Source organism: Streptomyces sp. GD-15H, assembly GCF_045291515.1.
In the GTDB taxonomy this organism is placed as follows: domain Bacteria; phylum Actinomycetota; class Actinomycetes; order Streptomycetales; family Streptomycetaceae; genus Streptomyces.
The window spans coordinates 7,776,028-7,794,875 of the sequence record NZ_CP149447.1; the positions used below are offsets into that span (position 1 = coordinate 7,776,028).

18 protein-coding genes and 2 pseudogenes are annotated in these 18,848 nt (G+C 70.8%); 9 read left to right on the plus strand and 11 right to left on the minus strand.

What is annotated here, in order from left to right:
• Nucleotides 1-32 precede the first annotated feature (32 nt).
• The 4 genes and pseudogenes from WJ438_RS36780 to WJ438_RS36795 form a co-directional block, all read left to right on the plus strand.
• Nucleotides 33-287 (plus strand): hypothetical protein, encoded by a 255-nt coding sequence (locus WJ438_RS36780; protein WP_406729023.1) that lies wholly within the window; start codon nt 33-35, stop codon nt 285-287.
• A 292-nt stretch (nt 288-579) separates the two neighbouring features.
• Nucleotides 580-1,272: a hypothetical protein gene (locus WJ438_RS36785; protein ID WP_406729024.1), complete on the plus strand. Its 693-nt coding sequence runs from the start codon at nt 580-582 to the stop codon at nt 1,270-1,272.
• Between the two features lie 71 nt (nt 1,273-1,343).
• A complete protein-coding gene (locus WJ438_RS36790; protein ID WP_406729025.1) occupies nt 1,344-1,943 on the plus strand; it encodes a DinB family protein in 600 nt (199 codons plus the stop codon).
• Nucleotides 1,944-2,048: 105 nt separating this feature from the next.
• Nucleotides 2,049-2,309 (plus strand): annotated as a pseudogene (locus tag WJ438_RS36795) (Scr1 family TA system antitoxin-like transcriptional regulator); the annotation flags it as partial.
• Between the two features lie 319 nt (nt 2,310-2,628).
• On the opposite strand, the gene WJ438_RS36800 reads toward WJ438_RS36795, so the two are convergent.
• Both WJ438_RS36800 and ltrA read right to left on the minus strand, forming a co-directional pair.
• Nucleotides 2,629-3,447 (minus strand): alpha/beta fold hydrolase, encoded by an 819-nt coding sequence (locus tag WJ438_RS36800; protein ID WP_406729026.1) that lies wholly within the window; start codon nt 3,445-3,447, stop codon nt 2,629-2,631.
• A 733-nt stretch (nt 3,448-4,180) separates the two neighbouring features.
• Nucleotides 4,181-5,575 carry a group II intron reverse transcriptase/maturase gene (gene ltrA, locus WJ438_RS36805; RefSeq protein WP_406723898.1) on the minus strand — a complete coding sequence of 465 codons (1,395 nt, stop codon included), beginning with the start codon at nt 5,573-5,575 and terminating at the stop codon, nt 4,181-4,183.
• Between the two features lie 630 nt (nt 5,576-6,205).
• Between ltrA and WJ438_RS36810 the strand changes: the two genes are divergently transcribed.
• Nucleotides 6,206-7,060, plus strand: coding sequence for an IS5 family transposase (locus tag WJ438_RS36810; protein ID WP_406723466.1), 855 nt, complete (start codon nt 6,206-6,208; stop codon nt 7,058-7,060).
• Nucleotides 7,057-7,461, plus strand: a complete 405-nt coding sequence (locus tag WJ438_RS36815; RefSeq protein WP_406723465.1) for a hypothetical protein — start codon at nt 7,057-7,059, stop codon at nt 7,459-7,461. Before WJ438_RS36810 ends, WJ438_RS36815 begins: the two co-directional genes overlap by 4 nt.
• 220 nt (nt 7,462-7,681) lie before the next feature.
• Here WJ438_RS36815 and WJ438_RS36820 read toward each other — a convergent pair whose 3' ends face one another.
• The 3 genes from WJ438_RS36820 to WJ438_RS36830 all read right to left on the minus strand — a co-directional run bounded on the left by WJ438_RS36820 (nt 7,682) and on the right by WJ438_RS36830 (nt 10,591).
• Nucleotides 7,682-8,497 (minus strand): ABC transporter ATP-binding protein, encoded by an 816-nt coding sequence (locus tag WJ438_RS36820; RefSeq protein ID WP_406729027.1) that lies wholly within the window; start codon nt 8,495-8,497, stop codon nt 7,682-7,684.
• Complete coding sequence (locus WJ438_RS36825; RefSeq protein ID WP_406729028.1) at nt 8,494-9,438, minus strand: FecCD family ABC transporter permease; 945 nt, start codon at nt 9,436-9,438, stop codon at nt 8,494-8,496. Before WJ438_RS36825 ends, WJ438_RS36820 begins: the two co-directional genes overlap by 4 nt.
• Nucleotides 9,439-9,592: 154 nt before the next feature.
• Nucleotides 9,593-10,591, minus strand: coding sequence for a FecCD family ABC transporter permease (locus WJ438_RS36830; RefSeq protein WP_406729029.1), 999 nt, complete (start codon nt 10,589-10,591; stop codon nt 9,593-9,595).
• Nucleotides 10,592-10,675: 84 nt separating this feature from the next.
• Between WJ438_RS36830 and WJ438_RS36835 the strand changes: the two genes are divergently transcribed.
• Entirely contained in the window at nt 10,676-11,635 is a 960-nt protein-coding gene (locus tag WJ438_RS36835) for an ABC transporter substrate-binding protein (protein WP_406729030.1), read from the plus strand.
• Nucleotides 11,632-11,961 carry a hypothetical protein gene (locus WJ438_RS36840; protein ID WP_406729031.1) on the plus strand — a complete coding sequence of 110 codons (330 nt, stop codon included), beginning with the start codon at nt 11,632-11,634 and terminating at the stop codon, nt 11,959-11,961. Before WJ438_RS36835 ends, WJ438_RS36840 begins: the two co-directional genes overlap by 4 nt.
• A 76-nt stretch (nt 11,962-12,037) precedes the next feature.
• On the opposite strand, the pseudogene WJ438_RS36845 reads toward WJ438_RS36840, so the two are convergent.
• Nucleotides 12,038-12,720: pseudogene (locus WJ438_RS36845) on the minus strand (DUF899 domain-containing protein).
• A 128-nt stretch (nt 12,721-12,848) separates the two neighbouring features.
• Nucleotides 12,849-13,664, minus strand: a complete 816-nt coding sequence (locus tag WJ438_RS36850) for an SAM-dependent methyltransferase (RefSeq protein WP_406729032.1) — start codon at nt 13,662-13,664, stop codon at nt 12,849-12,851.
• Nucleotides 13,665-13,926: 262 nt separating this feature from the next.
• Between WJ438_RS36850 and WJ438_RS36855 the strand changes: the two genes are divergently transcribed.
• The gene (locus WJ438_RS36855) at nt 13,927-14,805 is read left to right on the plus strand and encodes an endonuclease/exonuclease/phosphatase family protein (protein ID WP_406729033.1); all 879 of its coding nucleotides are present in this window, start codon (nt 13,927-13,929) and stop codon (nt 14,803-14,805) included.
• Between the two features lie 72 nt (nt 14,806-14,877).
• On the opposite strand, the gene WJ438_RS36860 is transcribed toward WJ438_RS36855, so the two are convergent.
• From WJ438_RS36860 to WJ438_RS36875, 4 genes are all read right to left on the minus strand, one after another.
• Nucleotides 14,878-15,210, minus strand: a complete 333-nt coding sequence (locus WJ438_RS36860) for a putative quinol monooxygenase (protein WP_406729034.1) — start codon at nt 15,208-15,210, stop codon at nt 14,878-14,880.
• Between the two features lie 231 nt (nt 15,211-15,441).
• Entirely contained in the window at nt 15,442-16,614 is a 1,173-nt protein-coding gene (locus WJ438_RS36865; RefSeq protein ID WP_406729921.1) for an anhydro-N-acetylmuramic acid kinase, read from the minus strand.
• 37 nt (nt 16,615-16,651) lie between these two features.
• On the minus strand, nt 16,652-17,998 hold the full coding sequence (locus WJ438_RS36870; protein WP_406729035.1) for an MFS transporter: 1,347 nt from the start codon (nt 17,996-17,998) through the stop codon (nt 16,652-16,654).
• Nucleotides 17,999-18,529: 531 nt separating this feature from the next.
• On the minus strand, nt 18,530-18,835 hold the full coding sequence (locus WJ438_RS36875; protein WP_406729036.1) for a helix-turn-helix domain-containing protein: 306 nt from the start codon (nt 18,833-18,835) through the stop codon (nt 18,530-18,532).
• Nucleotides 18,836-18,848: the final 13 nt, after the last annotated feature.

The window sequence follows — 18,848 nt, forward strand, 5'->3', positions numbered from 1 at the left end:
GTGGAGCAGGCCTGTGGAGCAAGCGGGAGCCGGTGCGCAGCACTTCCGCCTGCCGTGCGAGCCGTGTCCCGGTCCGTACGGCGATCACCACCTGGGGGACCTCGGTGACCATTCCACCACTGCCCACTGCCCACTGCCCACCGCCCACCGGACCGGACGACGACCCGTCCACGCCACCGAAGCCGACCGAACCGCCTGCGCCGTCGATCCCGACCCGGCCGCCCGTACCCCCGCACAGCCCGCAGGATCTGCCGGACCCGCACGCCCACGATCCGCCGTTCCCGTGACCGTCGTTCCAGAATCCGGTGTGGCACGACCCGCCGGCGGTCGCCCTCGGCGACGCGTCCCTCCTGGGAGTGGGTTATCTGCTGAGGCGCCGCCACGGACTGTTCCGGACCGTCGCGGTGATCACTTTCGCGCGGGTCCGGACGGCGTTCGCGACCGCCGAGACCTGGAGCGAGATGCTCCTGCTGCTGTGGTGGGCGGCGGTCGTGGCGCACGGATGGCTGCTCGCCCGACGTCGGCAGGGCAAGCCCGCGGACGGCGCAGCGCCTGGTCACGCTCGGCCTCACCGCCGCGGTGCTGCTGAGCGTGGGGCTGCTGCGGTTCGACGCCCGGGGCATCGAGGACGACATCACCCAGGCACGCGCGGACGGTGACTGCGGGGCGGTGACGGAGGCTCAGGAACAGGTGTGGGCGGGGCACAGGGTCGCCGCGGCCCCAGTGGCCGCACGCGGTGACGCCGCGGTCGACACCTGTGAACGACTGGAGACGGCGGAAGCCCGGCTGGCCGCCGGACTGGACGGCGGTCGGGACGACCTGACCTCGGGTTTCCTCCTGTCCGCCCCGGTCCTGGAGGAGGACTCCCGCAACGACGCCACGGTCGGGGCGCCCCTGACCCGCTTCCTGACGGACTGCCCACCGCCGACGCCTGCGAGACCGCGTGGATCACGGACTGGCGGACCACCGACTCGGCTGGGGCGGCACTGGTGGTGTGGGGGTCAACAGGGCTTCGGGAGCGCCGTCCGCACCTGCCCCTACCGGAGCGGGACCAGCGTGCAGATCGCCCACGTCACGTTCCGCAAGGTATCGCTCCCGGTGAAGGTGTACGCCCTGTGGACCGGCAAGCACGTGGCCGACCGCACGGCCCAGACCAGCGGCTCCACCTGCTCGTCGCTCTTCTCCACCTCTGGCGTCATTCCCCCGGACAAGTACGTCACACCCTCGAAGTCCGACATCCGCAACGCGTTCTCCTCCGGCCTCGGACGATGACACGCGGGCGCCCTTGATGCCGGCCATCGTGCGACACCCGGCTGTCAGTGCCCGGTGCGAGACTGCGGAACATGACGAAACCGAACCCGCAGGCGGACCTGACCCGATATCTGCAGGACGCCAGGGAAGCCCTGGTGTGGAAGCTCGAAGGGCTCTCGGAGTACGACGTCCGCCGCCCGCTGACTCCCACCGGCACCAACCTGCTGGGGCTGGTCAAGCACGCCGCCGGAGTGGAACTGGGATATTTCGGCGACGTGTTCGGCCGGCCGTTCTTCCGGCAGGATCCGCCGCCCTGGTGGTACACGCAGGACGCCGAACCCAACGCGGACATGTGGGCCACCGCGGACGAGTCGCGCGAGGAGATCGTCGGGCTCTACCACCGGGCGTGGGAGCACGCGGACAGTACGTTCGCCGCACTCGCGCTCGACACCGTCGGCCATGTGCCGTGGTGGCCGGAGGAGCGGAGGGAGACCACGCTGCACCACCTCCTGGTGCGCGTGATCGCCGACACCCACCGGCACACCGGCCATGCGGACATCGTGCGGGAGCTCATCGACGGGGCCGTCGGCTGGAGGAAGGGGGCGAGAGATCTGCCGCCCGGTGACGGGGCTTGGTGGGAGGCCCACCGACGCCGGCTGGAGCACGCGGCGAGGGAGGCTGACAGCCGCTGACCGGCCGGAGCGTGAGGTCCGGTCGGCGGTGCATCGCCGGACATCGGCCTCCGTCGGTTTCCTCCGAGTTGATCCGCCGGGCAGGCCTTACCGGAGAACTCGGCCACCCGCATTCGGGACTACGAACCCCACGTCGTCCCGGGACTCCTCCAGGCCGAGGACCACGCGCGCGACGTCCTGCGGTTGAACCGCCCCCACCCGACGCCGGAGAAACCGGCTCGGCACGTGGCACTGCGGAGGGGCGTCAGGCGCTGCTCACCCGGCGGGATCCGGCGGCGCCCCGGCTGTGGGCGAACGAGGACAAGGTTGCGGTGGTGTGGGTGGGCCAAGAACGGTGTTCCTCCCTCAAGGCGTCGGACGCGTTGACGGGGAGCGCGGCGTCGGCTGAGCGGCGGGAGGCGTTGTATGTGCGGGTTTCGGGCACCGGCGGGCAGGAGTCGTCGCTGGCTGCGCAGGAGGCGAGTTGCGGGCCCCGGCTTCGGGCGTGGTGCTCCGGGACCGGCCCTCGGGGCTGCGGGAGTCGCGTCCGGGTCTTGACCGGTTGCTGAAGCGGGCCGCGGCGGGGAGTTCACCTATGTACGGGTCACTCATCGTGACTCTCTGGCCCGGTGCGGTGCGGCTTGGCTGATCGAGGTGCTGGCTCATCGCGGGGTGGCGGCGGCAGCCGTGGGAAGCCGCTTGAGGATCAGGACGGCAGGGTCCCGCCGCCGACCTCGCGCCAGAAGGCGTCGACCCGTGCGTTGAACACGTCCGGGGACTCCTGGAACGGCTGGTGGGCCTCCCCCGCCATGACCTCGAAGCGGGCGCCGGGGATGGCGTCGGCCACCACCCGCCCGAGGCGCGGCGGCGTGGCGATGTCCTGTTCGCCGGCCAGGACGAGGGTCGGTGCGGTGATGCCGGGGAGCCGGTCGAGCGTGTCGTGCCGCATGAACGGCTCCAGTTGACGCTGGAAGGCCTCGGCGGACTGCGGGTACGGGAAGGCGAGTGTTTCGTCGATGATTCGCTGCACCGTGCCGTCGGCATGGGCGCGCGGTGTGTAGATCCACAGGAGGAACGCCTCGAGCATGGCGTGCTCGTCGGGCGCATTCGTCACCAGCCAGTGCCAGAAGCGGGTCATGGCGGTGAAGTAGGCGTCCGCCCGTGCCCACGTACTCATGAGGACGAGGCTGCGAACGGCCTCCGGGTGACGGAGTGCCAGCTCCTGCGCGATCGCGCTGCCGCCCGAGAAACCGGCGACATGCGCCCTCTCGACCCCGAGCAGCCGGAGCAGGTCCGCGGCGTCGTCGGCCATCATGGCCACGGACATGGGCCCGTCGGGCAGCGGCGTCCGCCCCGCCCCTCGGTTGTCGAAGGCGATGACCCGGTACCGGTCCGACAGCCCGTCGAGCTGCGCCTGCCACGCCTCGGCGGGGTCGCTCAGCCCCGCGATCAGCAGGACATCGGGCCCTTGGCCACGGCTCTCGGCCCAGATCGTGGTTCCGTCGGCTTCGACGTGCTCACCCATGAAGACACCTCCCGCCTCATCGTCTCCTCTGCCGGTCCGTGATCGCACACCGCCCCGCCGCACGCACTCGTGAAAGACCTCGGCCCTCCGCCCCCACCTGATGGACTGCCTGGCCGGCGCGGCACCGGTGGTCTGTTTGCGGGGCCGTCGACGCTCGGAGCGGGAGGGCGGCAGTGACCGCCGCTGGAAGCCGCTTGAGGAACGAAATCCCCTCCCCATCCGTTCGCCACGCCCACCAGGCTCGTCGGATCGCACTGACGATCGCGACCTCTCTGCCAGGCCGATCACGAACAACACCGAGGGAGACTCCACTGGGTCGTCGGATGCCTGGGCGGGGTGCTGTCGTTTCTCGTGAACATCGAACACGCCGGAACTCGGGCGCCTCCCCGAGAGCTGAACAACCGCTGTCGCCACGCAACTCATACACAAAGCCAGTCGGCTCACGTGACCCGGCGACAGAGCCCTGGGCGGACGCACCGGGGGATGCGGACCCGAACCGGTTCTGGCTCAACTTCTGTGGTGCGGAGAAGGAGTGCCTCCTCCAAGAACCCGCTCCACCTGCCTGACCTGCGAGAAGCCGGGCACGGCATGGCCCTGAACCCGGCGTGATCGGAGACAGCGCTGAGTAGGCCCGGAGCGCGGTGCCGGGATTGCTCCCGGTCCGTTTCTCCGGACCTCTCGCCGAACCCGCCGTGCGCCTCTCAACGCAACGGGCTCTCCACGGTCTCTGCCGTCAGACGGGGTTCGCAGGCTGCCATGGGTTGGGGATCGCGCCGGCCCGGTATCGGTAACGGCTGACCGTAACCGACGCGATCCGGAACAGCTCGATCCCGTCCGCCGCGATGGGTCGCCACCGCCCGCTGGGGGTGGTGAACCGGCGGCGGACGTCGCCCCAACTCCACCGGTGACGCTCCCGCAGCATGCGGATCAAGCGCCACCACACGAAGGCGTCGAGCCTGTCGAAGACATGCTTGGCGACCGCGTGCTTGAAGTAGTTGGCCCAACCGCGCATGATCTGAGTGAGTCTGATCAGCACGGCGGCGAGATCCTGCTGCGATGTCCTGCCTGTCAGGGCACGAATCTTCGCCTTCAGCGACCGGATGGGCCGGTCGGCGATGAAGGTGTAGACGTGCCACTTGGTCGTGCCTCCCTTGCGTTTCCACTGGATGCGGAAGCCCAGGAAGTCGAAACCGTCGCTCATGTGCGTGATCCGGGTCTTGGCCTGCGACAGACGCAGGCCGAGGGGTTCGAGCACGTCGGCGACTTCTTCGCGCAGTGCCGCGGTGTCGGCCTCGGTGCCGTGCACCAGGACGACGAAGTCGTCCGCGTAGCGGACGACTCGCCACGTGGGTTGACCTTTGCGGCGCCGGTAGGCGCGTTTGCCCTCGGTGGCCATCGTCCCGCCTGACTCCCATGGCCCGTGCAGGTGCTCGTCGAGCGCCGACAGGGCGATGTTCGCCAGCAGCGGGGACAGGATGCCGCCCTGCGGGGTGCCGGTCAGTGTCTCCTTGTTCTCGCCGAGTTCCGTGAGGACTCCGGCCTTGAGGAAGGCTTTGACCAGCGCCAGGACACGCTTGTCCTTCACCCGGCGACGCACTCGGTCCATCAGGGCCGCGTGGTCGATCGAGTCGAAGCACGCCTCGATGTCCGCATCCAGCACCCAGCGATAACCCCGGGTGCCGAAATAGTGGATCTCGGCGATCGCGTCCTGGGCCCGCCGTCGGGGCCGAAACCCGTAGGAGACCGGCGTGAAGCCGGCCTCGAAGATCGGTTCCAGCACCAGCTTCAGCGCCGCCTGAACGACCCGGTCCCTGATCGTCGGAATCCCGAGCTTGCGGACCTTCCCCGAGCCCCCCGGCTTGGGAATGCTGCGTTCCCGCACCGGCAGCGGACGGAACGAACCGTCTTTGAGGGCGGCCCGCAGGTCGTTCAGGAACCCGGGAACACCGATCGACTCCTCGACATCGATGGCGGTCAGGCCGTCGACGCCGGGAGTCCGGGCTCCCCGGTTGCCCGCGACCCGGTCGAACGCCGCCAACAGCGTCGCCGGGTCGTGCACGAAGTTGAACAGGTCATCGAACCGGCGGCCGGGATCGGCCACCGTCCAACGGTGAAGCTTGGTCTGCATCCCCAGTACCCGGGCCCGAGGGCCCGGAGCTCCGCCATTCGGCGGGGCATCTTCCGGCATTGCAGCGTCCTTCCCTTCTCGATACCGCTGCCGCCCTTCCCCATGCGGCCGGCTCTCCCGGCCTCGGAGTACTACGGCGGCTCCGCCCCGTCCCCAACCGATCAGCGGTCGATGCGCTCAGCCCCGCCAGCCTGCTGGAGGCAGGTGGCAGGGCGAGGTTCGGGACGGTTCCCGTGTTCACTGTGGTTCGCTCGATGAAGGAGGAGCCCGGCTGTATCCCTGCGGCCTCGCCACGAGTACGCCGCAGGCTTTCCTCGTGGCCTCCCGGCCGGCTTTCGTAGACCGACCCAAGAGTTGTCAGACCACCCGAAAGAGTGACCTGCATACGCACCGCTACCGGCCCTTATCCGCCAGGTTTGAGCCGGAGGCACTTTAAGAGACGTAAACGCCGGTTCCTCGCGTACTCCTCTCCATCACGCTTGCCGGACCCGCCCCATCTGGCAGTACTGGTCACGTCCCGGCGTTGTCAGAGGGCGTTAAGTCCCATCTCTCTGGGTTCGCGATCGCTCGTTCGTGTGACTGGTTGCCGTTCGGGGCAGCGGTTGGGCATGTGCATGCTCGGATATCGGCATGGAGCGTGAGCCGTATCCGAGCGACTTATCGGACGAGCAGTGGGCGTTGATCGAGCCGATGATCACGTCCTGGAAGCAGGACCGGGTGGCGCGGTCGGCGACCAAGGATCCCGGGACCTGTGATCTCCGGGAGGTCGTGAACGCGATCTTCTACCAGAACCGGACGGGCTGCCAGTGGCGCTACCTGCCCCATGACCTGCCCGCCTGGTCGGCGGTGTTCTACTACTTCACGCTGTGGCGCAAGGACGGGCTCGACCAGCGGATCCAGGAACTCCTGCGCTGCCAGGTGCGGGAGAAGGCCCGCCGATTAGAGGACCCGTCCCTCGTGGTCATCGACACCCAGTCCGTGCGCGCGGCCGCGGGAGTCCCGAAGACCACGACGGGGCTGGACGCCAGCAAGCGGACGCCGGGGCGCAAGCGGGGCCTGGCCGTCGACGTGCTGGGACTGATCATCGGGGTCGTCGTGCTCGCCGCGTCGGCGCACGACAACGCCGCCGGGGTGGCCCTGCTCGACCAGGTGGCCGAGCGGTGCGGGATGCGCCTGGAGAAGGCCCTGGTGGACCAGGGATTCAAGGACGAGGTCATCATCCACGGCGCCCTGCTGGACATCACCGTCGAGACCGTCCGCCGCAACCCGGACGAGAAGGGCAAGGGCTTTGTCCCACAGCCGAAACGGTGGGTGGTCGAGCAGGTCAACGGCACGTTGATGCTGCACCGGCGCCTGGCCCGCGAGTACGACCACCGTCCCGACAACGCCGCCTCGCGCGTCTACTGGGCCGCCACCGCGAACATGGCCCGCCGCCTCACCACACCCACACCGGCCTGGCGCGACACCGTCCGGGCGGCCGCGTGAACATCACCGAGTTCCTGACGGATCTCCAGGCCCAGCAGGACGAGGCCACCGCCCGGGCCGGTGAACTCCGCGGCCAGATCGAGCACCTGACCGCCGTGCTCGCCGAGACCGAAGCGCGTCTCATGGACCTGGCCACCACCCGGAAGGTCATCGTCGAACTCACGCCGACCAGAGACGGAGACGAGGCCGGTCCGTCCGAGTCGACCACCGCCTACCAGGCCATCGTGAACGCCTTCAACCAGCACCCCGACCAGGCATTCCGGGTCCGCGAACTGCACGAACTCCTCGGCATGCCCACCGACGACCCATGCATGAACGTCACCCGCAGCCGCCTCGGGCGCCTCACCCGCCAAGGCTTCCTCACCCAGCCCGGACGGGGCCGCTACCAGAAACGGACTTAACGCCCTCTCAGGGCCGCTCTCGCCCTCCCCGGCATCACCCGGATCAGGCTGCCCTCAGCTTCAACCCGACTGCTGCGACAGCGAGTTGGTGCAGGCCTTCCACCTCCACTCGAACCGACAGCGCCTCACGGCGCAAGCAAAAGTTGAGCCAGAACCCCCGAAACCGCACGCACCGGCCGACCCCGCGCCCCCCGCCCGGACACGGGCCGCCGCTCCGAGCTCAGGCGCCTGCCCCGGAAGGGGTGAGGTGCAGGGGGCAGATCACCGGGGTGCCGTGGGCCGGGTCGGTGAGGATGGCGCTCTCGACGCCGTAGAGCTCTCGGACGAGGTCGGGGGAGACGATGGCGGACGGGGCGCCCTGGGCGACGACCGCGCCGTCCTTGAGGGCGATCATGTGGTCGGCGTAGCGGCACGCGGTGGTCAGGTCGTGGAGGACCAGGACCGGGGTGCGGCCCTGTGCGGCCAGGGAGCGGACCAGTTCGAGCACTTCGAGGGCGTGGCCCATGTCGAGGGCCGAGGTGGGTTCGTCGAGGAGGAGGATCTCGGTCTCCTGGGCGACGGCCATGGCGATCCAGGCACGCTGGCGCTGGCCGCCGGAGAGCGTCTCGAGCGGGCGGTCGGCGAGGCTGTGCAGGTCGGCGGCGGTGAGTGCCTCCTCAACCGCGTGGGCGTCGGCGGCGGACCACTGGCGCAGCAGGCTCTGGTGGGGCTGGCGGCCGTAGCGGACGAGGTCGCGGACGGTGAGGCCGTCGGGGGCGATCGCGGACTGGGGGAGCATGCCGATGGTGCGGGCGATCTCCCGGGTGGGGATCCTGGTGAGCTCCCTCCCGTCGAGGAGGACGGCGCCGCCACGCGGGCGCAGTGTGCGGGCCAGCCCGCTGAGGAGGGTGGACTTGCCGCACCCGTTGGGGCCGACGATGACGGTGACCCGGCGTTCCGGCAGGGCGAGGTCCAGGCCGTCGATGACGAGGTCGGAGCCGTGCCCCAGAGACAGGGCCCGGGTGCGCAGGCGGCTGTCGGCGTCGGCCGGGTTCACAGGGACCTCCTGGTACGAGTGGTGAGCAGCAGCCAGATCAGGTACGGGCCGCCGACGACGGCGGTGACGAGGCCGACGGGGACCTCCAGCGGAGCGAGCACGGTGCGGCCCACCAGGTCGGCGAGGAGGGTGAAGAGCGCGCCGGTGAGGGCGGAGAGCAGGACGGGGACGGCGCGGGGTCCGGCGATGCGGCGGGCGGCCTCGGGGGCGGCGAGCGCGATCATGCCCAGCGGCCCGGCGACGGCGACGGCGAGGCCGCCGAGGACGACCGCGACGGCGATGACGACCAGGCGCAGGGCCTTGACACGGACGCCGAGACCGGAGGCGACGGAGTCGGACAGGCGCAGCAGGAGCAACCGGCGGCCGAGGACCATGGCGAGCGGCAGGGTGAGGAGCAGGGCGAGGGCGAGCAGGGCCACGGCGTCCTGGTCGCGACCGTTGAGGGTACCGACGGTCCAGCCGTAGGCGGCGTTGGCCGCGTCGGCGGCCGAGCGGGCCAGGACGAGACTGGTGACCGCGCCGAAGACGGCGCCGACGCCGAGGCCCACGACGAGGAACCGGTAGCCCCCGCGTCCGGCGCCCCCGCTGAGGGCGAGGGTGAGAGCGGCGGCGGTGGCGGCACCGGCGAGGGCGGCCGCGCTGGGCAGCAGGCTGGTGCTGATTCCGGTGACCGAGGCGACGGCGAAGGCCGCGGCGCCGTCGTTGAGGCCGACGGTGTCGGGGGTGGCCAGCCGGTTCTGGGCGAGGGTCTGCATCAGGCAGCCGGCCGCGCCGAGGGCGGCGCCGACGGCCAGCCCCGCCTGCAGGCGCGGCAACCGCAGGCGTTCGACCACCAGGAGGTCACGGGGAGTGCCCTCGCCCACCAGAGCGCGCAGCGCGTCCAGCGGGTGGACGAAGATCTCGCCGACGGCGAGGTGCACCCCGCTCGTGGCGATCAGCACGACCAGGGCGGCGGCGGTGCCCAGCAGCGGCTTGCGCGGGATCAGGAGGGCGTGGGGCCGGCGGCCAGGCGCCAGGTGCCGGGGACGGCGAGTGGCGCGCGGCGGGCCTGCGCCACGGTCCCGGTCGCCGGTCCGGGCGGGGCGGGGAGAGTTTTCACAGCGAGGGCAACCTGTGGGATCGGACGACGGCGACCAGGACGGGCGCGCCGAGGAGCGCGGTCATGACGCCGAGGGGCATCTCGTAGGGGCGGGCGATGAGCCGGGAGACGACATCGGCGGTGAGCACGGTGGCGGGGCCGACGAAGACGGAGACGGCCAGCAGTCGGCGCAGGTCCGGACCGACCAGAGCGCGGGCGGCGAACGGCACGACGAGTCCGACGAAGGCCACGGGACCCGCCAGGGCGGTGGCACCGCCAACCAGCAGGGCCACGGCCGTCACCGCGAGGGCCCGGACCCGGCCGGGCTTGTGGCCGAGGCCGGTGGCCACGTCGTCGCCGAGACTCAGCGCGGTCAGGGAGGGGGCGACGAGGACGGCGAGGAGAAGCCCGAGGCCGACGACAGGGGCGATGGCCCACAGGTCCGCCAGTTCCCGTCCGGCGACCGACCCGATGGTCCAGAAGCGGATCTCGTCGGCGGCGCGGGCGTCGACGAGCAGCATCACCGAGGAGCCCGCGGCCATCAGCCCGCTGAAGGCCGCACCGGCGAGCACGAGGCGCACGGGATCGTCCCCGGCCCCGCGCACCCGGGCCGCGGCCAGCGCCAGCAGACACCCGGCACCCGCTCCCAGGACTGCCACATACGGGCCGAGGGTGGCTGCCGAAGCACCGAGGACCAGGGCGACGACCACTGCGAAGGATGCCCCCGCGCTCACACCGAGCAGGCCCGGTTCGGCCAGGGGGTTGCGAGCGGCCGCCTGGAGCAGGGCTCCCGCGATGCCCAGGGCCACGCCGACGGCGACCGCGACCAGGGTGCGCGGCAGCCGCAGTTCCAGCACGGTGAAACGGGCATCGCCGTCGGCCCCGCCGAGCAGGGCGGACAGGGCACGCCCCGGTCCGACATCCCCCGCTCCCAGGAGCAGGCTCGCGATCACGGCCGCCAGCAGGAGCCCGGCGCCGGGCAGCAAGCCACGCAGGATGAGTGAACGCAGCGTCACAATCGCCCCTCCTTCCACATTCAACAAAGGTGAGGTTAACCTAATTTTGCATGCGCCATACATCCGCCTTCCTTGGAGACACCCATGCCCAGAAGCCGCTCCCCGCTGCGCTCCGCCGCTCTCGCTCTGACAGCCGCTCCGCTGGTCATGACCCTCGCCGCCTGCTCGGGCTCCGACTCCGGCACCCCGGGCGACAGCACGGAGAAGGCGGCGGCCGCCGGGACCGGGCGGACCGTGGAGACGGCCTTCGGCGCAGTGAAGGTCGACGGCACACCGAAGAAGGTCGTCACCCTCAATGACGCCTCCCTCGACACCGCCCTCTCCCTCGGCATCACCCCGGTCGGCACCAGCGCCGCCAGGGGCGCCGAAGGCGCTCCCGCCTACCTGGGCGAACAGGCCGAGGGCATCCCACTGGTCGCCACGGTCAGGGAACCCAACACCGAGGCGATCCTCAAGGCCGCGCCGGACCTCATCCTCACCGGCGCCAATCTGGAGAAGTCGCAGTACGAGACGCTCTCCGCCATCGCACCGACCATCGTCCCGGCCGCCGGCGACTGGCGCTCCAGCCTCGACACCTACGGCGAGGCGCTCGGCAAGGCCGACGAACTCGACAAGAAGATCGACGCCCTGCTCGACCGCGCGCAGAAGGCGGGCGACGGCGCCGAGGGCACGGGCGTCGTGATGCGGTGGATGCCGGGCGGCCCGATCGTGATGAACGCCGCCAACATGCCCACCGCGATGCTGCGGGAGGCCGGCCTGTCGCCGATGCCCATCGCCAAGGACCTCGGCGAACAGCCGCACTCGGACCCGCTGTCCCTGGAGAACCTCACCAAGGCCGACGCCGACCACGTCTTCATCGCCACGCTCAACGCCGAAGGCGACAAGGCGCTGGCGGCCGCCCGCTCAGAGAAGGCCTTCACCCGGATGAACGCCGTCGAGGCAGGACAGGACCACGGGGTCGACGGCCAGGTCTGGAGCAGCAGCAACGGTCCGACGGCCATGGAACAGGTCATCACCGACATCGAGAAGGCACTCACCGATTGATCTGCGCCCGACCGCCTTCACCAACGCCACCCGGACCGCTCTTCACCCGGCCCGTCGTACGGTGTCAGCTCGCCCGCCACGTTGGCGGCACCCACCGCTGGGCAACGGAGAGGGTACGCACTCGGGCCACCGGGCCGGTCGCCCACGACCTGGTCGACAACGTCTCCTCACCGGGCCCCGAGACCCCGGCCGCCCTGGAGACCTGGATCGCCGACGGCGCCCTGCGCACCGGGGCACCCGCCAATCCGGTCCGGGGCAAGTGCCTGATGTACACGGGCGGCGCCATCGGCTACACCGACCACCCCACCCTCCACGGGCAGAACTGACCGGAGCACGTCACCGGGTCAGTCGGTGAGACGTCGGCCCGACGTGATCGCCGGGCCGACGGACGAGCCCGGCCGTTCAGGCTTCCTCCCCGTACTGGGCGTAGCGCTCCGAGCCCCACCAGTGGCTGTACGTCGGCGCCTGCGGCCAGCCGGCGGGGACGTCCTGCCACTCCTCCTGGCGGCCGTAGGGAAGCAGGTCGAGCAGCGGGAACGTATGGCTCAGCTGCTCGGTGCCGCGGCCCTCGGTGTGCCAGGTGCGGTAGACCGTGTCACCGTCCCGCAGGAACACGTTGACCCCGAAGCCGCCTCCGGGTGGCGCGCCCATGTCGCCTCCGAAGGGACGGCCGGCAGTGGAGTACCAGTCCATGGCGTTGCCGACCCGCCGCTTGTACGCCAGTGCCTCCTCGATCGGCCCCTGGGTGACGATGACAAACGGGCGTCGTAGTCGTCGAGGAACTCCAGCTTCCAGAACTGGGCCGTGAAGCCGGTGCAGCCCGGACACTGCCAGGTCTGTCCGGGCTGCCACATGTGGTGGTAGACGATCAGCTGGGACTTCCCGTCGAAGACGTCGGCGAGTCGGACCGGCCCGTCCGGTCCGTCCAGGACGTAATCCGGCAGCCGGACCATGGGCAGCCGCCGCCGCTGAGCGGCGATCGCGTCCAGCTCCTTGGTCGCGGCCTTCTCCCGGGCGCGCAGCTCGTCGATCCGGCGCCGCCATGTCTGAGCGTCGACGACCGGTGGAAGCGGTTTGGTGGTCATGTCGGCATCCCTCCTCGGAACGTGCCGGCCGTTCGCCGGCACGGCAACCCTCCACTCATGCAGACGGGGCGGACGCCCAGAACTCATCGCCGGTCCTCCGCCGGATCAGGTCGGCCCGGCCGTCCGGGTCACCGCTTGCGCGCCACGCCGCCGTACATGGCGACCTCCTCGCCGAGGGCCACGTCGCCGGGTGCGGGGTGCCAGTGGTTGCAGGACACCACTCCGGGTCCGAGGAGCTGGAGCCCGTCGAAGAACCCGGCGACCGCTTCGGGGGCCCGCTGGGTCAGCTTCGGAGTGCCGTGTTCGTTCCAGAAGGCGACGGCCGTGTCGACATCGGGCATGTCCGGCCGCGTGATGGTGTGTGACAGAACCAGGTGGCTGCCCGCCGGCAGGGCGTCCATGAGACGTCGCACGATGTGGTGGGCCTCCTCGTCGTCCTCGATGAAGATGACGACTCCCAGCAGGATCAGAGCCACGGGCTGGTCGAAGTCCAGCAGCTGCCGGGCTCGCGCCAGGATGGTGTCGGTGTCGCGCAGGTCCTCGTCGAGGTAGGACGTGCGGCCCTCGGGCGTACTGGTCAGCAGGGCCGCGGCATGGGCCAGAACGATCGGATCGTTGTCGACGTAGACGACGCGGGACTCGGGGGCGATCCGCTGGGCGACCTCGTGTGTGTTGTCGGCGGTGGGCAGTCCGGTGCCGATGTCGAGGAACTGCCGCATGCCGCACTCGGCCACCAGGTACCGCACCGCCCGCTGGAGGAACTGCCGGTCCGCGCGGGCGTATTCGCCGATGCCGGGGTGGAGCCCGCGGATCTGCTCGCCCACCTCCTGATCGACCGCGTAGTTGTCCTTGCCGCCCAGCCAGTAGTTCCAGATCCGTGCCGTGTGCGGCTGATCAGTCCTGATCCTGTTGCCCAGCTCACCAGCGGCGGGGGTCTCGGACATGCGTACGCTCCAGTTCCAACGGCGGGCTAGGAAGTAGCAACCTATACACAGAAGTTGGCTCGAGCGAGAGGGGGTTGACGCAGTATCAGGAGATTCGCCGAGACGACAGCCGTGCCCAGCCCGTCCCGTTGAATGCCCAACTGCGCACACCTTCCCGGACGTTCCCGGATGTCGTCCGCCCGGCCACGCGGCTGTTCCTGTCACATGCGGTCCCAGCTTCTGCTCTGATACGGGCCTGACCCCTACTCAGTTCGGAGAAGGCATGAAGCACAGCTCCCGACGCCCCGCCCGCGGTGCCCGTACGGCCGCCCTGCTGACCGCCGTCGTCCTCGCCACGGCGACACCGGCGACAGCCGCGGAGGACGGTCCCTCCGGGGTGCAGGCCCCGGCCGTACCGCTGCGGGTGGCGACCTACAACATCCACGCCGGAGCCGGTCAGGACGGGGTCTTCGACCTCGACCGCACCGCGGAGGCCGTACGTGATCTGGACGCCGACGTGATCGGTCTCCAGGAGGTCGACGTGCACTGGGGCGCCCGGAGCGACTTCGTCGACGAGGCCCGCGCGCTCGCCGACACGCTGGACATGCGGGTGTTCTTCGCACCGATCTACGATCTGGACCCGGCCCCGAGCACCGGGGAACGCCGGCAGTACGGTGTCGCCGTGCTGAGCCGCTACCCGATGCTCGGGGCCGAGAACCACGAGATCACCCGGCTCTCCACCCAGACGTCCGATCCGGTGCCCGCCCCGGCGCCCGGCTTCGCCGAGGTGACGGTCAACGTCAAGGGCGCGTTCGTACACGTCTACAGCACGCACCTGGACTACCGGGCCGACCCGTCGATCCGTGCGGCCCAGGTGGCGGACATGCTCGAGGTGCTGGCCGCCGACCGCGGACCGAAGATCCTGGTCGGCGACTTCAACGCCGAGGTGACGGCTCCGGAGTTGGCGCCGCTGTGGCAGCGGTTGCGGGACGCCGCCCCGGACGGCGGTGGGACGTACCCGGCGGTCGACCCCGTCAAGCGCATCGACCTGGTGACGGTTTCCCCCGACATCACCGTGACCGGTGCCCACGAGGTCGCGACGGACGCGTCGGACCACCGCCCCGTGGTCACGGACCTGAAGCTGCACCGGCGCGGCCGCTGAATCGGCCAGGACCAGGGACGGCACCCCACGGGAGTCGTCCCTGAACACCTGCCTCGAAGCGGTGACGGTGTGTCAGTCCTGCCCGGAGACGCTCATCTCGCCCAGCAGCGACCAGTCGTCCTGCGGCACCGTAGCGTTCACGATCCGCGGCGTCTCGGCGAGGTGCGGCGGCAGGGTCCGCTGCGCGGCCCTGAAGTGCTCGGACTGCACATGGGCCGCCCCCGCCTCGTCGTCACGGAAGGCCTCGACCAGGACGTACTCCGTCGGGTCCTCGATGCTGCGGGACCAGTCGAACCACAGGCAGCCCGGCTCACCGCGGGTCGCCGCGGTGAAGTCGGCGGCGATGTCCGGCCACTGGTCTGCGTACTCGGGGCGGATACGGAATTTGGCGGTGATGAAGATCATCGGTCGGTCTCCCTCATCGGTTCTCTGCGTGCCGCCGCACCGTCTGAAGTGCCGTCCGACGGGCGAACACCGGCCCAGGGAGCGTCGCTCCGCCAGTGGGATGGGCACCGGCTCGATGGATCCGGCAGTGCACGGTCGTGGCCGTGACACAGGTCGCACACGGCTGGCTGCGAAGATCGTAGCCGACACGGGGCGGGCCTGCCGCGGCGGTGACCTCCCGGCGCAGGGACGTCAGGCCGGTACCGTGCGCAGGCGCAGGGGGGTGGTCGAGGCGGGTTCCGGCAGGCGCAGCCCCCGGCTGCCGGGTGTGATCGAGCCCAGGATGCCGGGGTGGCGGGCGCCGGTGCAGGCCGGGACCGTGCCGGCCAGTCCGTGCGCGGTCAGGTATCCGAGGACGGCGAAGGCGTAGGCCTCCTTGGCCGCGGACGGCAGTCCGAGGTCGTCGGAGGTCCGCAGCGGGATGCCGTGCAGTGCGGTGCGCAGCATGGACATCAGGGTGGGGTTGCGGGTCCCGCCACCCGAGGCGATGACCTCGCTCGCCCCGGCCGCGCGGACCGCGTCGGTGACCGTGCGGGCGGTGAGGTGGGTGACGGTGGCGATCACGTCCTCGGTCGGGAGCCGGTCATGGCCGGTCAGGGCGGCCCGCAGGTAGGGCCAGTGGAACAGTTCCTTGCCGGTCGTCTTGGGTGGCGGTTTCGCGTAGTACGGCTCGTCGAGGAGGCGCTGCAGCAGAGCGGTGTCGATCCCGCCCCGGGCGGCCAGCATCCCGTCCCGGTCGTATCCCAGCCGGCCGTCGGTGAGGGCGTACACCGCCGCGTCGACGAGGGCGTTGGCGGGGCCGGTGTCGAAGGCGATCGGGTCACCGGCCGCGTCGGCCACCGTGAGGTTGGCGATCCCCCCGAGGTTCAGGGCGGCGGGCACACCGGGCCGCCCGCGCAGCCACATCACGTCGACGATGCTCACCAGGGGTGCGCCCTGGCCGCCGGCGGCGACGTCGCGCGTGCGCAGGTCGGAGACCACCGGGCAGCCGGTGGCCTCGGCGATCCAGGCGGGTGAGCCGATCTGCAGTGTGCCGAGCACCCGGCCCTGCTCGACCCAGTGATAGACGGTCTGGCCATGGGAGACGACGAGGTCGGCGCGTCCGTCGCACAGTTCCCGGTCGGCCCGGGCGGCCACGGCGGCGAATGCCTGGCCGATTCGGGTGTCGAGCCGGCACACGTCCTTCATCGTGGTCGACGCCGGCGGCAGCGCGGCGGTCAGGGCGGCCCGCAATTCCTCCGGGTAGGGGTCGCTCACCATGCCCAGGGGTGTCAGCAGCAGACTGTCCCCTTCAAGGGCCAGGTCGGCCGCGGCGGCGTCGACCGCGTCGTGGGACGTCCCCGACATCAGCCCGATGACCCGCATCCTCATCCTCACACCTCTTTCCCGGCTTGTACGGCGGTCAGTCGCGCAACGCGCGACGGTGGTCGTCGCCGCGCAGGGTGAGCAGGGCGAGCGTGCTGACGGCACAGGTCACGACCACGTAGTGGGCGGGGATGTCGATGTTGCCGGTCCGTTTGATCGCTTCGGTGATGATCAGGCCGGCGCATCCGGAGAAGACGGCGTTGGACAGTGAGTACGCCAGACCGAGGCCGGTGTAGCGGACGCTGGTGGGGAACATCTCCGCGAGCATCGCGGGCCCGGGTCCCGCCATCAGTCCGACGGCGGCACCGGCAACGAACACCGCGAGGCTCTTGGCGGCCGTGGAGGCGCCGGAGTCCTGCAACAGATGCATCAGGGGGAACGCGAGGACGGCCACGAGCACCGCCCCGGTCACCATCACCGCGCGTCGGCCGATCCGGTCGCTCAGCGCGCCCGCCGGGATGATGGAGGCCGCGAAGCCCAGGTTGGCGAGGACCGTGGCGACCAGGGCCTGTTGGAACGAGGCGTTGAGCGTGCTCTGGAGGTAGGACGGCATGACGACGAGGAAGGTGTAGCCGGCCGCCGACCATCCCATGAGCCGCCCGGCACCGAGCGCGATGGCCTTGGCCACGTCACGTGCGGGGGCAGATGCCGGCGTCACCGCCTGTGGGCGGCCTTCCGCGTCCGGGGTCCGGGTCCGCGTCCGCGTGCGCTGGAAGGAAGGGGTCTCCTCCAGCTTCAGCCGCAGCCAGAGGGCGGCGAGCCCAAGGGGCAGTGTCAGCAGGAACGGCAGCCGCCAGCCCCACCCGTTGAGTTCCGGCTCGGTCAGCACGGTGGCCAGCAGCGCGGCCATGCCCGCTCCGGCGAGCAGGCCGAGGGCCACCGTGAAGGACTGCCAGGCCCCGTACAGCCCGCGCCGGCCCGGCGGGGCGAACTCCGTCATGATCGAGACGGCACCGCCGAACTCCCCTCCCGCGGACAGGCCCTGGACGATGCGCAGCAGCGTGAGCAGCCAGGGGGCCGCGGCGCCCAGCGTGGCGTACGTCGGAAGCAGGCCGATCAAGGTGGTGGCACCCGTCATCAGCAGGATGACGAGGATCAGCGTGGGGCGGCGCCCCATCCGGTCGCCCAGGCGGCCGAAGACGGCCGCGCCGACCGGGCGGAAGAAGAAGGCGAGCGCGAAGGACGCGTACGTCTTGACCAGCGCCTCGACATCGCTTCCGCCGTCGGGTGTGAAGAAGTTGGCGGCGATGATGGTGGCGAAATATCCGTAGACGCCGAACTCGTACCATTCGATGAAATTGCCCACCGACCCCGCCACCAGCGCCCTGCGCGAGCGCGGCGGTTTGGCGGTTCCCTCGACCGGGTCGTGCACGGGGGTGGTCATACGGCGCCCTCTCGACGTCATGGATGCCAAGCGGACGGAAGCTTTCCCTGATGGAAAGTTATTTTCAATAGTCCGTCCATGACCTGCCAATAACTTTCACCAGTGGGCAGGCCGGGCGAAGTTCCCCGGCGGCAGGCGAGGTTCTGGACGGCGGCACCGGCGCACCGGAGGGGCGTCACGGCCGAGCCCACGGCGGGTCGCCGCAGAACCGCATCCGGCTCGGCGAGCGCTGCAGCCACGGCGGAGCCGACCCGGTCCGGAGTGCCGGCGGTCTGCAGACGGCGACCGACAGGCACGACCCTGACCCCGCGCCCCGCCGCACCCTGCGCCGCGGCGCCGCAGGCGGCTGGTGTTCCCTGTGAGGTGCGGGCCTCTCCGGCCGTGCGGGTGCGACCGTCTGCGTGTACTCGGTCGTGCCGCACTCGAGGGGGTCCAGGTGCTGCGGGAATCCCGCGGCCTGAGGGGAGGCGGACTGCCCGCACGGCACACCTGCCTGGGGTGAGGGCAGGGATTCGACGTCGTCCTGATGGGTTACCTGCTCGGCTTCCGCGTGGCCGTCGTCCGAGGCTTCATCGGCTGGTGCTTACTCAGCCGCGGAAGACGGCTTGGCCCGTGCCCCTCGAGAAAGCACTCGTACCTCTCCCGAACTTCGCCGTTCGGCTCCCGTCCAGACTCCCAGCCGCCGACCGTCGACGGGCTGACGTTCAACGCCCGCGCGAGCTGGGCGCACGAAACACTCAGTCCCTCGCGCAGAGCGCGCCGTTCGTCGGCGGGTGGCAGCGGGACCTCCTGCCTGGCCCCGGCGAGCAGAGCGCCGATCGCGTCGAAGTCCGTCATGGTGCGCTCTTCT